This is a genomic window from Roseomonas gilardii subsp. gilardii, from assembly GCF_023078375.1.
GTDB classification, from domain to species: domain Bacteria; phylum Pseudomonadota; class Alphaproteobacteria; order Acetobacterales; family Acetobacteraceae; genus Roseomonas; species Roseomonas gilardii.
This window is the reverse complement of the sequence record NZ_CP095554.1, coordinates 1174096-1189299: the sequence shown is the minus strand read 5'-3', so window position 1 is coordinate 1189299 and position 15204 is coordinate 1174096. Positions and strand designations below refer to the sequence as shown.

General features: G+C 71.3%; 14 protein-coding genes. 11 read left to right on the top strand and 3 right to left on the bottom strand.

What is annotated here, in order from left to right:
• The first annotated feature begins 235 nt into the window (after positions 1 to 235).
• Both MVG78_RS05410 and MVG78_RS05405 read left to right on the top strand, forming a co-directional pair.
• On the top strand, positions 236 to 778 hold the full coding sequence (locus MVG78_RS05410; protein ID WP_247558906.1) for a c-type cytochrome: 543 nt from the start codon (positions 236 to 238) through the stop codon (positions 776 to 778).
• An 11-nt stretch (positions 779 to 789) separates the two neighbouring features.
• On the top strand, positions 790 to 1584 hold the full coding sequence (locus MVG78_RS05405; RefSeq protein WP_247558905.1) for an inositol monophosphatase family protein: 795 nt from the start codon (positions 790 to 792) through the stop codon (positions 1582 to 1584).
• 23 nt (positions 1585 to 1607) lie between these two features.
• On the opposite strand, the gene MVG78_RS05400 is transcribed toward MVG78_RS05405, so the two are convergent.
• The gene (locus tag MVG78_RS05400) at positions 1608 to 1802 is read right to left on the bottom strand and encodes a hypothetical protein (RefSeq protein WP_247558904.1); all 195 of its coding nucleotides are present in this window, start codon (positions 1800 to 1802) and stop codon (positions 1608 to 1610) included.
• A gap of 356 nt (positions 1803 to 2158) precedes the next feature.
• Here MVG78_RS05400 and MVG78_RS05395 point away from each other — a divergent pair, with 356 nt between their 5' ends.
• The 4 genes from MVG78_RS05395 (at position 2159) to MVG78_RS05380 (ending at position 8047) form a co-directional block, all read left to right on the top strand.
• Complete coding sequence (locus tag MVG78_RS05395) at positions 2159 to 3916, top strand: extracellular solute-binding protein (RefSeq protein WP_247558903.1); 1758 nt, start codon at positions 2159 to 2161, stop codon at positions 3914 to 3916.
• A gap of 9 nt (positions 3917 to 3925) precedes the next feature.
• The gene (locus tag MVG78_RS05390) at positions 3926 to 5023 is read left to right on the top strand and encodes a microcin C ABC transporter permease YejB (protein WP_247558902.1); all 1098 of its coding nucleotides are present in this window, start codon (positions 3926 to 3928) and stop codon (positions 5021 to 5023) included.
• Positions 5024 to 5369: 346 nt separating this feature from the next.
• Positions 5370 to 6413, top strand: a complete 1044-nt coding sequence (locus MVG78_RS05385) for an ABC transporter permease (protein WP_247558901.1) — start codon at positions 5370 to 5372, stop codon at positions 6411 to 6413.
• Between the two features lie 5 nt (positions 6414 to 6418).
• Positions 6419 to 8047: an ABC transporter ATP-binding protein gene (locus tag MVG78_RS05380; protein ID WP_247558899.1), complete on the top strand. Its 1629-nt coding sequence runs from the start codon at positions 6419 to 6421 to the stop codon at positions 8045 to 8047.
• Positions 8048 to 8143: 96 nt separating this feature from the next.
• On the opposite strand, the gene MVG78_RS05375 is transcribed toward MVG78_RS05380, so the two are convergent.
• On the bottom strand, positions 8144 to 8557 hold the full coding sequence (locus tag MVG78_RS05375; protein ID WP_247558897.1) for a MarR family winged helix-turn-helix transcriptional regulator: 414 nt from the start codon (positions 8555 to 8557) through the stop codon (positions 8144 to 8146).
• Positions 8558 to 8674: 117 nt separating this feature from the next.
• Positions 8675 to 10108, bottom strand: a complete 1434-nt coding sequence (locus MVG78_RS05370) for a leucyl aminopeptidase family protein (RefSeq protein ID WP_247558895.1) — start codon at positions 10106 to 10108, stop codon at positions 8675 to 8677.
• A 256-nt stretch (positions 10109 to 10364) separates the two neighbouring features.
• On the opposite strand from MVG78_RS05370, the gene MVG78_RS05365 reads away from it, so the two are divergent.
• From MVG78_RS05365 to MVG78_RS05345, 5 genes are all read left to right on the top strand, one after another.
• The gene (locus MVG78_RS05365; RefSeq protein WP_247558894.1) at positions 10365 to 11477 is read left to right on the top strand and encodes a glycosyltransferase family 4 protein; all 1113 of its coding nucleotides are present in this window, start codon (positions 10365 to 10367) and stop codon (positions 11475 to 11477) included.
• Complete coding sequence (locus MVG78_RS05360) at positions 11474 to 12220, top strand: hypothetical protein (protein ID WP_247558892.1); 747 nt, start codon at positions 11474 to 11476, stop codon at positions 12218 to 12220. Before MVG78_RS05365 ends, MVG78_RS05360 begins: the two co-directional genes overlap by 4 nt.
• The gene (locus tag MVG78_RS05355; protein ID WP_247558890.1) at positions 12214 to 12675 is read left to right on the top strand and encodes a glycosyltransferase; all 462 of its coding nucleotides are present in this window, start codon (positions 12214 to 12216) and stop codon (positions 12673 to 12675) included. The genes MVG78_RS05360 and MVG78_RS05355 overlap by 7 nt, the downstream gene beginning before the upstream one ends.
• A gap of 495 nt (positions 12676 to 13170) precedes the next feature.
• On the top strand, positions 13171 to 14151 hold the full coding sequence (gene gmd / locus MVG78_RS05350) for a GDP-mannose 4,6-dehydratase (protein ID WP_247558888.1): 981 nt from the start codon (positions 13171 to 13173) through the stop codon (positions 14149 to 14151).
• Between the two features lie 36 nt (positions 14152 to 14187).
• Positions 14188 to 15141 carry a GDP-mannose 4,6-dehydratase gene (locus MVG78_RS05345; RefSeq protein ID WP_247558886.1) on the top strand — a complete coding sequence of 318 codons (954 nt, stop codon included), beginning with the start codon at positions 14188 to 14190 and terminating at the stop codon, positions 15139 to 15141.
• Positions 15142 to 15204: the final 63 nt, after the last annotated feature.

Sequence of the window (15204 nt, the reverse complement as noted above, 5' to 3'; positions counted from 1 at the left end):
ACGAGCCTTGGGCGATTAAGGTCCAGGCGCTTGTAATGGAGCCGGGGAACAGGCGCAAACCTATGGCCTGAACGGGTTCCGCGCATGCCGTCCGGCCGATTCCCCAGGCCCTCCCGATGGAGGCCGTGCCGGGGCGGCCGGGGGGCCTGCCGGAGCTTGGGCGGGGCTGGGCCTTTGCGCCACTGGACGACGGCCCGCGGGCGCGGAAAAACGATAAGAAGGGAACGACGGGGCGATGAGCCTGGAGGGGAACAAGGCGTTTGCGGCGATCCTGACGGCGGGCGTCGTCTTCGGAGTGGCCGGCTTCATCGGCAGTGTCGTCGTTTCCCCGCAGCGGCTGGAGAAGCCGGCGATCCAGATCGGCGATGCGCCGGCCGAGGCCGGGGCGGCGGCCCCCGCGCCCTATGAGGTGCCCCCCATCGCGCCGCTGCTGGCCAATGCCAATGCGGATACGGGCAAGACCCTGGTGCAGCGGCAATGCGGGGCCTGCCATATCTTCGAGAACAACGGGCGCAACGGGGTGGGGCCGAATCTGTACGGCATCATCGGGCGGCACCACGCGGCGGAGGCGGGCTTCAACTACTCCCCGGCGAACAAGGCGCTGGCCGACAAGGTCTGGGACTACGAGGCGATCAACCGCTTCATCTCGGCGCCGGCCAAGGCGATGCCGGGCACGCGCATGGCCTTCGCCGGGCTGAGCAACGCGCAGCAGCGGGCGGATGTGCTGGCCTATCTGCGGACGCTGTCGGACAACCCGCCTCCCCTCCCCACCCCCTGACGGTGCCGGACATGCCCGTGCCTCCCGAGAGCTTCCTGGCCGCCGCGCAGGCGGGTGCCGACCTGGCGGGGGCGGTGATCCGGCCGCTCTTCCGCTCGGCGCTGCTGGTGGAGGCCAAGGGCGACGCCAGCCCGGTGACCGAGGCGGACCGGCGGGCGGAGCTGGTGCTGCGCGAGCATCTGCTGACCGCCTTCCCGGAGCATGGGGTGATCGGGGAGGAGCATGGCTCCGTGCGCCCGGATGCCGAATGGGTCTGGGTGCTGGACCCGATCGACGGGACGCGGGCCTTCGTCACCGGGCGGCCGCTCTTCGGCACGCTGATCGGGCTGCTGCACCGGGGCAGGCCGGTGCTGGGGATCATCGACCAGCCGGCGACGGGGGAGCGCTGGACCGGGATCACCGGACGGCGGACGGAGTTCCGCGGGCCTTTCGGCGGGGTGGCGGGGTGCCGGGCCTGTCCGGAGCTGTCGGCGGCGGAGCTGGCGATGACCAGCCCCACGATCTTCCGGCCGGAGGAATACGCGGCGCGGGACGGGCTCTGCGGCGCGGTGCGGCGGGTGAGCTGGGGCGGTGACTGCTACAGCTATGGCCTGCTGGCGCTGGGGCTGATCGACGTGGTGGTGGATTCCACGATGAAACCCTGGGACTGGGCGGCGCTGGTGCCCATCGTGGAAGGGGCGGGCGGGCGTGTCACCGACTGGAAGGGACGGCCGTTGACGCTGGAGGGCGACGGCACGGTGATCGCCGTGGGCGACCCGGCACTGCTGGCGCAGGCGGGGCACATCCTGAGCCCGGCGCCGGGCTGACCGGGGAGTCCCCGGGGGCCGCGTCAGGCTTCCCAGCGGCGGCGGGAGCGCAGGCGGTCCATCGCCTTCTTCGCCTTCGCGTCGAGATGCGCCAGGAGCTCGTCGGGCGAGCGGCGCAGGCGGTTCAGCCCGTTGCGCAGCATCTGCCCGCCATTCTTCATCGCGCCGCCCAGGCTCTTCGCGGCAGGCTGTTCCTCGGCCATCGGGGGCACTCCCATGGTGTTTCCGCCAGGGCGTGGGTTCATCGGTCGGGATGTCGTTTCGGTCCGGTGGCCCTGCCCCTTGCGGAGACGGTGCCTCGCCGGAAGGAACACCGCGGTGCGGCATACGGTTTCGGGGGTGGATAAATTCCGGCTCCGGTCGGAGGGCCGGCCCGCCGGAGCGTGAGACAATCCGCTACGCAGGGAGAGGTTGAGGGCGGGGCGGGAAAGCCTCATCCTCGCGGGATGTTCCGCCGAGACCTGCTCGCTGCCTCCCTGATGACCGCCACCCTGTCGGGGACGGTGTCACGCGCCGTCCTGGCCCAGGGGCAGGGACGGCGGCCCCCACCCCCTCCCCCATTCCGGACACGGCGGTGCGCCGGGTGCATGCGCTGTCGCTGCTGGGCGATCCCTCCCTGCCGCCCGATTTCACGCACTGGCCCTGGGCGAACCCCGATGCGCCGAAGGGCGGCGAGGTGGTGCGGACGGCGCTGGGTTCCTACGACTCCTTCAACCCCTTCATCCTGCGCGGCACGTCGGCGGTGGGGATCGGGCTGCTCTACGAGACGCTGCTGATGGACAGCTCGGACGAGGCCAGCACCGCCTATGCGCATCTGGCGAGGCTGGTGGAGCTGCCGGCGGACAACCGCTGGGCCGCCTTCGAGCTGCGGGAGGAGGCGCGCTGGCATGACGGCCGGCCGGTGACGGCGGCGGATGTGACCTGGACCTTCGCCACCATCATGGAGAAGGGGCATCCGCGTTTCCGCGCCTACTGGGCCGATGTGGCGGAGGCGGTGGCCGAGGGCGAGCGGCGGGTGGTCTTCCGCTTCCGCAACGCGGACAACCGGGAGCTGGCGCAGATCATCGGGCAGATGCCGGTGCTGCCGAAGCACTGGTGGGAGGGGCGGGATTTCGCGCAGCCCTCGCTGGAGGTGCCGCTGGGCTCGGGGCCGTACAAGGTGGAGCGCTTCGAGGCGGGGCGCAGCATGGTGCTGTCGCGGGTGAAGGACTACTGGGGGCGCGACCTGCCGACGATGAAGGGGCTGCAGAATTTCGACGTGCAGCGCTTCGAGTATTTCCGCGACCCGACCGTCGCCTTCGAGGGGTTCAAGGCGGGGCAGATCGATTTCCGGCAGGAGAACATCGCGCGCTCCTGGGCCACCGCCTATGACTTCCCCGCCGTGCAGCGCGGGCTGGTGAAGCGGGACGAGCTGAAGCACGAGCTTCCGGCGGGGATGCAGTGCTTCGCGATGAACCTGCGGCGGCCCCTCTTCGCCGACCGGCGGACGCGCGAGGCGCTGGGGCTGGTCTTCGATTTCGAGTGGATGAACGCCAACCTGTTCTACAACGCGTACAAGCGCAGCTATTCCTACTTCACCAATTCGGAACTCGCCTGTTCCGGCGTGCCGGAGGGGCGGGAGCTGGAGATCCTGCAACCCTATCGCGACAGGCTGCCGGCGGAGCTGTTCACGCAGCCCTTCAAGCTGCCGGTCACGGATGGCAGCGGCAACAACCGTGACAACCAGCGCCGCGCGCTGGAACTGCTGCGGCAGGCGGGCTGGGTGGTGCGTGACCGGCAGATGGTGAACGCGCAGGGGCAGAAGCTGAGCTTCGAGATCCTGCTGAGCGACGCGACGTTCGAGCGCATCGCCCTGCCCTATGCGCAATCGCTGCAGCGGCTGGGCGTGGAGGCGAATGTGCGGACCATCGACCTGGCGCAGTACCAGGTGCGGATGGACCACTTCGACTATGACATGACGGTGGAGCTGTTCGGGCAGAGCCAGTCGCCCGGCAACGAGCAGCGCGATTTCTGGGGCAGCGCGGCGGCGAAGCAGGATGGCAGCCGCAACACGCTGGGCCTCGCCGATCCGGTGGTGGATGCGCTGGTGGAGCTGGTGGTGAACGCGCCGGACCGGCAGGAGCTGGTGACGCGCACCCATGCGCTGGACCGCGTGCTGCTCTGGGGCTTCCATGTCGTGCCGCACTGGTACAGCGACAGTTTCCGCATCGCCTGGTGGGACCGCTTCGGGCGGCCGCCGCGCAACCCGCGCTACAATATCGGCTTCGAGGGCTGGTGGATCGATCCCGCGCGGGACCGGGCGTTGGCCGAGGCGCGGCGCTCCCCGGCCTGAGCGGCGCGCATGGCCGCCTATCTCCTCCGGCGCCTGATCCTGGTGATCCCGACGCTGTTCGGGATCATCCTGATCAACTTCGCCGTGGTGCAGTTCGCGCCGGGCGGGCCGGTGGAACAGATGATCGCCGAGCTGAAGCGTGGCGGGGGCGGCACGATCGGGCGGCTGACCGAAGGGGGCGGGAATGCGGAGGTGCGGCCGGCCCAGCCCCAGGGCGGGGAAGGTTCGGGCTATCGCGGCGCGCGGGGGCTGGACCCGGCGGTGGTGAAGGATATCGAGAAGGCCTTCGGCTTCGACAAGCCGGCGCCGGAGCGGTTCCTGGCGATGCTGAAGGACTATCTGCGCTTCGATTTCGGGCAGAGCCTGTTCCGCGGGCGGCCGGTGATCGAGCTGATCGGGGAGCGGCTGCCCGTCTCGGTGAGCCTGGGGCTGTGGTCCACGCTGATCATCTATCTCGTCTCCATCCCGCTCGGCATCCGCAAGGCGGTGCGGGACGGGACGGGTTTCGATGCCTGGACCTCCGGTGTGGTGCTGGTGGGCTATGCCATCCCGGGATTCCTCTTCGCCATCCTGCTGGTGGTGGTCTTCGCCGGGGGGTCGTTCTTCCAGTGGTTCCCGCTGCGCGGGCTGGTCTCCTCGGGTTCGCAGAACTGGCCCTTCTGGGAACGGGCGCTGGATTATGCCTGGCACATGGTGCTGCCGACCGTGGCGCTGGTGGTGGGCGGCTTCGCCGGGCTGGTGATGCTGACCAAGAACTCCTTCATGGACGAGATCGGCAAGCAGTACGTGCTGACCGCCCGGGCCAAGGGGGCGGGCGAGCGGCGCGTGCTCTACGGCCATGTCTTCCGCAATGCCATGCTGCTGATCATCGCGGGCTTCCCCTCGGCCTTCATCGGCATCCTCTTTACCGGCGCGCTGCTGGTGGAGATCGTCTTCTCGCTCGACGGCCTCGGGCTGCTCGGCTTCGAATCCGCGATCCGGCGGGACTATCCGGTGATGTTCGGCACACTCTACATCTTCACCCTGCTCGGCCTCGTCATGCAGATCATCGGCGACTTCGCCTATACCCTCGTGGACCCGCGGATCGATTTCGAGGCACGGCGTTGAGAGGTGTCACGCCTCGTGGTCCTTGGGGAAGGCTCTGCCTTCCCCAAACCCCATCCGCCAGGAACCTGAGGTTCCTGGACCTCCCATTCGCTGGCTCTTTCGGCCAGGGGATGTGCGCCGGAGGGCCATGCCCTCCGGCGAGGGACGACGCCGCACGGGCTAAGGCCTGGCTGGATTCTTTTCCGGCGCCCGCTGTTTTCGCCGGCCGTGCGGGATCGGACACCGCGCTGGTGGTGGCCACATGGAGCCAACTCCCGGCGGGGTCTCGGGGAGGCACTGCCTCCCTGAGCGGAGAGGGGTTCGGGGAGAGGCGGAGCCTCGCCCCGACCACGGAGCGCCGCCCCGGATGAGTCCCCTGAACCGGCGCCGCTGGGCGAATTTCCGGGCCAACCGGCGGGGCCATGTCTCGCTGTGGCTGTTCGGGGCGATCTTCCTGGTGACGCTCTTCGCCGAGGTGCTGGCGAATGACCGGCCGATCGTGGCGCGGGTGGAGGGGAAGTGGTTCTTCCCGGTGGTCACGGATTATGCCGAGAGCGACATCCTGCCGGACGGCTTCCCGACCGATGCGGACTGGCACGACCCGGTGCTGGCGGCGGAGGTGGCGAAGCGCGGCTGGGCGGTGTGGCCGCTGGTGCCGTACCGCTATGACACGGTGGTGCGGGATCTGGGGCGGCCGGCGCCCACCCCGCCCGATGCGCGGCACTGGCTGGGGACGGACGACCAGGCGCGGGACGTGCTGGCGCGGGTGATCTGGGGGTTCCGGATCTCGGTGCTGTTCGGTTTCGCGCTGACCTTCGCGGCCTCGGCGATCGGTGTCGCGGCGGGGGCGGTGCAGGGCTATTACGGCGGCTGGGTGGATCTGGGGTTCCAGCGCTTCATCGAGGTCTGGTCGGGGATGCCGCAGCTCTTCCTGCTGATCATCCTGTCCTCGGTGATCGAGCCCGGGTTCTGGACGCTGCTGATCTTCCTGCTGCTTTTCTCCTGGATGAGCCTGACGGGGGTGGTGCGGGCGGAGTTCCTGCGCGGGCGGAACCTGGACTATGTGCGGGCAGCGAAGGCGCTGGGCGTGTCGGATGCGCGGGTGATGGCGCGGCATATCCTGCCCAATGCGATGGTGGCGACGCTGACGCTGTTGCCTTTCATCCTGTCGGGCAGCGTGACGGTGCTGGCGAGCCTGGACTTCCTGGGCTTCGGCCTGCCGCCGGGCTCGCCCTCCCTGGGAGAACTGGTGGCGCAGGCGAAGAACAACCTCCAGGCGCCCTGGCTGGGGGCGACCGCCTTCGCCGTGCTGGGGGGCACGCTGACGCTGCTGATCTTCATCGGCGAGGCGGTGCGCGACGCCTTCGACCCGCGCAAGCTGCCAGGGGGCGGTGGAGGAGGTCGCGGATGAGCGCCATGAGCGAGCCTGTGGGCGAGCCGGTCCTGGCGGTGGAGAACCTCCAGGTCGCCTTCCGGGGCGTGCCGGTGGTGCATGGCGTTTCCTTCGACGTGCGGCCGGGGGAGACGGTGGCGCTGGTGGGGGAAAGCGGATCGGGCAAGAGTGTGACGGCGCTGTCCTGCCTGCGGCTGCTGACGGTGGGAGGGAGCAACCCCTCGGGCCGGGTGCGGCTGGACGGGGTGGAGGTGCTGTCGGCGCGGGAGGGCGAGCTGCGGCGGCTGCGCGGCGGCGTGGCGGGGATGGTGTTCCAGGAGCCGATGACCTCGCTGAACCCGCTGCACAGCATCGGGCGGCAGGTGGCGGAGGCGATCACGCTGCACCGGCCACTGCGCGGCGTGGCGTTGCGGGAGGAGGTGCGGCGCCTGTTGCGGCGCGCCGGGCTGGCGGCGCTGGAGAACCGGCTGGACGCCTTCCCGCACCAGCTCTCGGGCGGGCAGCGGCAGCGGGTGATGATCGCGGTGGCGCTGGCCAACGATCCGAAGCTGCTGATCGCCGATGAGCCGACCACGGCGCTGGACGTGACGGTGCAGGCGCAGATCCTGGACCTGCTGGACCGGTTGAAGCGCGAGAGCGGCATGGCGATGCTGCTGATCACCCATGACCTGGGCATCGTGCGGCGCCATGCCGACCGGGTGGTGGTGATGCGGGACGGCCTGGCGGTGGAGCAGGGCGAGGCGGCTTCGGTGATCGCCGATCCGCGGCACCCCTATACGCGGATGCTGCTGGCCGCGCAGCCGCGGGGCGGGCCGGCGCCGGTCGCACCGCGGGCGAAGACGGTGCTGGATGCGCGGGACATCCGCGTGCGCTTCCCGGTGCGGCGCGGGCTGATGCGGCGGGTGGTGTCGGAGGTGCGGGCGGTGGATGGCGTCTCGCTCGCCATCCGGCGCGGCGAGACGCTGGGCGTGGTGGGGGAGAGCGGGTCCGGCAAGACGACGCTGGGGCTGACCGTGCTGCAACTGGAGCGCGGCGAAGGCACGGTGCGGCTGGAGGGCGAGCGGATCGACGGGCTGGGGCGGCGCGCGCTGCGGCCGTTGCGGCGGAGCATGCAGGTGGTGTTCCAGGACCCGTTCGGCAGCCTGTCGCCACGCATGACGGTGGCGGACATCGTGGCCGAGGGGTTGGCGGTGCATGAGCCGGAGCTGTCGCGGGCGGAGCGCGAGGCACGGGTGGAGGATGTGCTGCGGGAGGTGGGGCTCGATCCGGCCTCGGCGCATCGCTATCCGCACGAGTTCTCGGGCGGGCAGCGGCAGCGCATCTCCATCGCGCGGGCGCTGGTGCTGCGGCCGAAGCTGGTGGTGCTGGACGAGCCGACCAGCGCGCTCGACGTCTCCGTGCAGGCGCAAGTGGTGGAGCTGCTGCGCGAATTACAGGCGCGGCACGGGCTCGCCTATCTCTTCATCAGCCACGACCTGCGCGTGGTGCGGGCCATGGCGCACCGCATCCTGGTGATGAAGGACGGGCGCGTGGTGGAAAGCGGCGGGACGGAGCAGGTGACGTCGGCGCCGCGCGAGGACTACACGCGTCTGCTGATGACGGCGGCCTTCGAGACCTCCGCCGGGGAGGAGGCTTCCGCCACTTGGGGCTGATTCCGGGGTTGACCCCGGGGCTGATCCGGGCGGGACCTCATCCTGGGGAGGCGCGGGCGGCGGCGGCGCCATGCCGCCGGCCGCCGGGGCCTTTCCTCAGGCCGCCACGTGGCGCGGGCGGGTCTCGATCGCCACCGGCTCGTTGGCCGGGGCGCTGGAGGTGCCGGCCTCGCCCCGCGTGGCCTCGCCCATGATGGTGGACATCTCGCGCAGCAGCGACGTGCCCTTCGGCGTGCGCTGCACCAGCACACTGCGACGGTCCTGCGGATCGGTCTTGCGGCGGGTCAGGTCGAGCTCGCCCAGACGGTCCAGCGCGCGCGTGATCGCCGGCTTGGACACGTTCAGCGTCGCGGCAAGTCCGCGTACGGTGTGCGGGCCATCGGAGAGGTAGGTGGTCAGGAAGACGCCGAGCTGCCGGGCCGAGAGGTCGGGGCCATCACGACGAACCAGCGCGACCACGGTGTCCCGCAGGATCTCTACGAGCTCATCTCCGCTGATCTTCGATGACATCAGTTTTTTCCATCCTTCTCTTCTTCTGGCAGCCCCGCACGGGGTCGGAACCCGCAGTGGCCGGGGCCGGCTTTCACGGCGCCGCGTACGATGCCGTTTGGTGGAACCGCTATGCCGTCATGCCGTTTCGTCACCGGCATTTTCCCGGCGGGAAAGCCAGTCCGCGATTCCGGCATGCAGGGCACGAAGCGCCTGTGCTTCGCCACCCTCCGGGCGCCCGGGACGGTTCGCATCGTTCCAGGCGTAGAGATCGACATGCAGCCAGGGCGTTGCCTCTGGCACAAAGCGGTTGAGGAACAACGCAGCAATCACCGCACCGGCCATGGGCCGCGAAGCAACGTTGTTGAGGTCTGCGATGGCGCTGTCCAACCACGAATCGTAACCGCGCCGCAATGGGAGATGCCACACAGGATCGTGATGTGCGTCGCCCGCGCGCTGCACAATGCGCGCCAGCGCGTCGTTGTTGGAAAAGATCGCCGGCAGGTCGGGGCCGAGAGCCACGCGCGCCGCGCCCGTCAGCGTTGCGCAGTCCAGCAGCAGCGCGGGCGACTGTTCCGCGGCGAAGGCGAGCAGATCGGCGAGCACGAGGCGGCCTTCGGCATCGGTGTTGCCGATTTCGACGGTCAGGCCCTTTCGCGTGCGCAGCACGTCCATCGGGCGGAAGGCTTCGCCGGAAACGCTGTTCTCCACGGCGCCGACGAGCGCGAGAAGGCGCACCGGCAGGCGCGCACGGATGATCCGCGCGGCGAGGCCGAGCACCACCGCGGCGCCGCCCATGTCCTTCTTCATCCGCAGCATGCCGGCGGAAGGCTTGAGGTCGAGGCCGCCGGTGTCGAAGCAGACGCCTTTGCCGCACAGGGCCAGGAGCGGGCCGTCCGCGGCGCCTTCCCAGCGCAGGATGCCGACGCCGGGCGCGCGCGGGCTGCCGCCGCCGACCGCGGCCAGGGCGGGGAAGCCCTCGCGCAGCGCGTCGCCCTCGATCGTCTCGAAGGACGCGCCCTCGGCCTCCGCCATGGCGCGGGCGGCGGCGAGGAGGTCCGCCGGGCCGAGATCTGCGGCGGGGGTGTTGATCAGGTCACGCACCCAGTGGATCAGCGCGGCGGTGCTGGCGGCGTCTTCCGCTCCGGACGGGGTGACGAGGCGGGCTGCCTCACGCTTCGCCGGCTTGAAGGCGGTGTAGGCATAGGCGCCCAGGCCCCAGCCCAGCGTGGCGGCGGCCGGGTCCGGCCCCTCCCCCGCCAGGTGCCAGCTTGTGCCCTCGGGGAGGTTCCGGGGCAGGTCGCCATAGGTCCAGGGCTCGGCGCGGGCGGCTTCCGGGGAATCGCCCAGGCCCAGCACGGCGCCGGACAGGCCCTGCGGCCCCGGCAGCAGGGCGAGTTGCCCGGATCTGGCCTTGAAGCCCGAGGCGCGGAGGAAGGCGGCGGCGGAGGGATCGAGCGTGGCGGCGAAGGCCTCCAGCCCGTCCTGGCCGGTGGCGTGCAGCGGCAGGCTGGCCTGGCTGTCCCCGGGCAGCAGGGCGGACGGGCGGGAAAGAGGCGGAGGGATCATCATGCCGCGAATCCGGACTGCTCCGATCCTTGTTTGAGACGCCGTGAGAGGCTGGCCGCATCCGTCTCACGGATGACCTTCACTCGTGAAGGGCAAATCGTGCAATTTCCGCCGACTCATCAATTATTTCACCCACGGAAACACTCTGATACTTTGTAACAGGCTTCCTATGCCGCCGACTGTGCCGGAAAACGGGATTTTTCCCCTTTCCAGGACGCGGCCTTTGCAGCGCGGGCGGTGGGATGATAGGCGCCGGGGGGTGATCCATCTCCTTCTCTGGTACTGGGGGCGGCGGGGCGGCGGGGCGCAGCACACGCTGAACCTGGCGCGGGCCCTGGCGCGGCGGCCCGATATCCGGCTCGGCCTGTCCCTGGCGGACCGGCTCGACGCGCTGGAGACCTTCCGCGCGCTGGATGCCGATCTGGAGGTGGTGCGGACCTTCCGTGGCGCGCCTGGTGCCCTGGCGGGGCTGGCGCGGCTGCCTTCGCTGCGCCGTGGGCTGGTGGCGCAGGCGCGGCGGATGCGGGCGGATCTGGTGCTGTCCGCCATGAACCATGTCTGGACGCCCTTCGTGGCCCCGGCCCTGCCGCGTGCCGGCATCGCCTATGTGCCCTCCGTGCACGATGCGAGGCCGCATCCGGGCGACCCCTCCCTGCTCTGGGACTGGCGGCTGCGGCAGGAACTGGAAGCGGCGCGCGCGGCGGTGGTCTTCTCCGAGGCGGTGGAGCGGGAGGTGGCGGCGCTGCGGCCGGGCCTGCCGGTGCTGCGCCTGCCGCTGGGGGCAGCCGTGGAGGTGTCTTCGGAGGTGTGCTCGGGGCCGGAGGCGGGGCAGTTCCTCTTCTTCGGGCGGCTGCGGGCCTACAAGGGGCTGGACCTGCTGCGCGATGCCTTCCGCCTGTTGCGGGAGCGGCACCCGGAGGCGACGCTGCGGGTGGTGGGCGAAGGGGATGCGGAAGCCTGCGCGCCGGGGCTTTCCGCCCTGCCGGGCGTAACGGTGGAGCCGCGCTGGGTGGCGGATGCCGAGATCCCGGCCCTGCTGCGGCGGGCCTGGGCGGTGGTGCTGCCCTATCGCGAGGCCAGCCAGTCCGGCGTGCTGTCGCAGGCCCTGGCGCTCGGCGTACCGGTGGTGGCGACGCCGGTGGGCGGGCTGGCGGAGCAGTTCGGCGGGGAGGCGGCCCCCGGCGTGGTGGCGGACATGGCGGAGGCCCCCGCCCTGGCGGCGGCCATGGCGCGGCTGCTGGAGCCCGGGGCGCGGGACGGGTTCTCGCGGGCCGCGCTGGCGGCCGGGGCGGGCTTGCGGGACTGGGACGGGCAGGCGGCGATGCTGGTGGAGGGCCTGCGCCGGCTGGGCTTCGGGCGGGCGGAAGCATGAGCCCGCTGCACCGGCTGTGGCAGGCGCTGCCGCGCGGCTTGCGGCGGGAGGCGCTGTTCGGCGGGGCCGCGCTGCTGGCGCCGCGTCCGGCGCGGCCGGAGCCGGATGGCGCGGGGCCGCTCTACGTCGCGGGTTATCTGGGGGCCGCCACCGGGCTGGGCGAGGGCGCGCGGATGATGCTGCGGGCCATGAACGGGGCCGGGCTGGGGGCGGTGGGAATCGATCTGACCGCGGCGCAGCGGCAGGGACCGCCCCTGCCGGAGCGGGAGAGTGCCGGGGGGCACCTGTTGCCGGGTGCGGTGCCGGAAGGGCCCGGGACCATCGTGCTGCATGTGAACGGGCCGATGCTGCCCTGGGCGCTGCTGGCGCTGGGGCGGCGGGCCGTGGCGGGCAAGCGGCTGATCGCCTACTGGGCCTGGGAGTTGCCGGAGCTGCCGGCGGACTGGCGGCGGGGCTATGGCGCCTGCCACCGGATCTGGGCGCCGAGCCGGTTCTGCGCGGAGGTCTTCGCCCGGCCCATGGCGGGGAGGCCAGGTTTCCCCGCACCGCTGGTGGTGCCGCACCCGCCGCCGGAGCCTGATCCCTCGCCGCTGGGGCGGGCGAATTTCGGGCTGCCGGAGGGGGCCTTCGTCGGGTTGAGCATCTTCGACGCGACCTCCTCCCTGTGGCGCAAGAACCCGATGGCGGCGATCGAGGCGCACCGCCTGGCCTTCGGGGATCGCCGGAGCACGTGCTGGTGCTGAAGACCCATGGCACGGCGCGGGCCGGGGCGGCCTGGGAGGAGGTGGCGCGGGCGGCGGCGGCGCGGCCGAATGTGCGGGTGCTGGATGCCGCCCTGCCCCGGCGCGACCTCTGGGCGCTGACCTCCTGCTGCGATGTGCTGGTCTCGCTGCACCGGGCCGAGGGCTATGGGCTGGCCATCGCCGAGGCCATGGCGCTGGGGCGGCCGGTGGTGGCCACGGGATGGTCGGGCAACGTGGATTTCATGACCGGGCCGGGCTGCTTCGCCGTGCCCTGGCGTCTGGTGCCGGCGCTGGACCCGCAGGCGACCTATGCGTTGTCGGGGGCGATGTGGGCCGAGGCCGACCTGGGCGCGGCCGCCGCGGCGTTGCGCCAGGTGGCGGGCGACCCGGCGCTGCGGGGCCTGCCCCCGGCACGACTGCCGGTGCCGGATTATCGCGCCGCCCTGGCGGGGTGAGCGGGACGGGTGGGGCGGGCCGCCGCTTTCGTGGCCGGCCCCGGGCTGAGGCTCCGCCTCCCCCGCCCCCCTCCGCTGGGGGGATGGTATCCCCCCAGACCCCGCCTTGAGTGGGCGCTGGCGTTACCGCCAGCCCACGGGCCGATCCCTGGGAGCGGGCGGATCAGCGGGCTCCCGGGCAAGAATATTCTACCCGCGCTGCTGGCGCCTGCAGTCGCCGGAGAGCGTGGCTCTCCGGCGTGATCCGGCGGCAGAAGCGCCAACGAACCAGGTCCGAGGTCCGCGGGGTCCTGGCGGATGGGGGGCCAAAGGAGAAAACATGGGGAAAGGCGGAGCCTTGCCCCCAGGCGACGGAACCCGGGGCGCACCGCAACCCATGTCACGGGAAAGCGCGGGATTTTGCATCCGGGCGACCACAACCGGGCAGCGAACGATCTGGCCAAGCGTGGCGGGCACCGCTAAAGCGCGGCTTGTATCGTTTCGAGGCGGGGGACCATGCCGAAAGCGTTGATCACCGGGGTGACGGGCCAGGACGGCGCCTATCTCTCGCAGTTGCTGCTGGAGAAGGGCTACGAGGTCTATGGGCTGGTGCGGCGCTCTTCCTCCTCCGATGTGGTGGACGAGCGGCTGCGCTGGCTGGGGATCGCCGGGCAGGTCCGGGTCATGGACGGCAACCTGATCGACATCAGCTCGCTGATCCGCGTGCTGAACGAGGTGAAGCCGGACGAGGTCTACAACCTCGGCGCGCAGAGCTTCGTGAAGACCTCCTGGAACCAGCCGCTGCTGACCGGGCAGGTGACGGCGCTGGGGGCGAACAACATCCTGGAGGCGGTGCGGCTGGTGGCGCCGCAGGCGCGCTTCTACCAGGCCTCCTCCTCCGAGATGTACGGGCTGGTGCAGCATCCGATCCAGAGCGAGAAGACGCCCTTCTATCCGCGCAGCCCCTATGCGGTGGCCAAGCTCTACGCGCACTGGATGACGGTGAACTACCGCGAGAGCTTCGGGCTGCACGCCTCCTCGGGCATCCTGTTCAACCATGAGAGCCCGTTGCGCGGCATCGAGTTCGTCACCCGCAAGGTCACGGACGGGGCGGCGCGGATCAAGCTCGGCAAGGCGACCGAGCTGAAGATGGGCAACCTCGACGCCAAGCGCGACTGGGGCCATGCCAAGGACTATGTCCGGGCGATGCACCTGATGCTGCAGCAGGAGGTGCCGGACGACTATGTGGTCGCCACCGGCCGCACCACCACGGTGCGCGACATGTGCAAGATCGCCTTCGAGCATGTCGGGCTGAACTACGAGGATTTCGTGAAGGTCGATCCGGCCTTCCTGCGGCCGGCCGAGGTGGACCTGCTGCTGGGCGATCCCTCCAAGGCCAGGGAGAAGCTCGGCTGGGAGCCGGCGATCAGCCTGGAGGAGATGATCAAGGAAATGGTGGACGCCGACCTGTTCCGCCACCGGTCGCGGATGGGCTGAGGGCCGGTGTCCGGCACGGCCCCGGGAACTGTCGTCATGGAACGCATCCTCGTCACGGGCGCCGGCGGCTTCGTCGGCGGCCATCTGCTGCCGGTGCTGCGGCGGCACTTCCCGGCGGCGCGGCTGATCGCCGCCAGCCGGGATGGCGAGAAGCATGTGCCCGGGGCGGACGAGACGCTGGAGATGGACCTGCTCGGCGATGATCTCGCCGGGCGGGTGGCCGGGGCGGCGCCGGATGCGGTGCTGCATCTGGCGGCGCAGGCCTCGGTACCGGTTTCCTTCCGGAATCCGCGCCTGACCTGGCGGACCAACCTGGACGGGACCCTGGCGCTGGCCGAGGCGGTGCTGGAGGCGGCGCCGGGCGCGCGCTTCGTCCATGTCTCCTCGGCCGAGATCTACGGGCTGTCCTTCCAGGCGGGCGTGCCGCTGACGGAGGAGGCGCTGCCGCGCCCGGCCAATCCCTATGCGGCCTCCAAGGCGGCGGCGGACATCGCCATCGGGGAGATGGCGCTGCGGGGCCTGCGGGCGGTGCGGATGCGGCCCTTCAACCAGACCGGGCCGGGGCAGTCGGACGGCTTCGTGGTCGGCGCTTTCGCGCATCAGGTGGCGCGGATCGCGGCCGGGAAGCAGGAGCCGGTGATCCGGACCGGGGCGCTGGACCGCTGGCGCGACTTCCTGGACGTGCGGGATGTCTGCGAGGGCTATGCGCTGGCGCTGGCGGCGGATCTGGCGCCAGGGGTGGTGATCAACCTCGCCACCGGCGCGCCGCGCCAGGTGGGCGACATCCTGGAGGCGCTGCTCGCCCTGGCCGGGGTGGAGGCGCGGGTGGAGCAGGAGGCGTCGCGGCTGCGGCCCACCGATGTGGAGCGCACCGCGGGCGATATCGGCGCGGCGCGGCGGCTTCTGGGCTGGGCGCCGCGCATCCCCTGGGAGACCACGCTGGCCGACATGCTGGCGGACTGGCGGGCGCGGGTGGCGGCGGAAGACTGAGCGGGCCGTCATGGCCCCGCGCGGCCCGTTTCAAGGCATGCGGCGGGCGGGGCGCGGAGCATC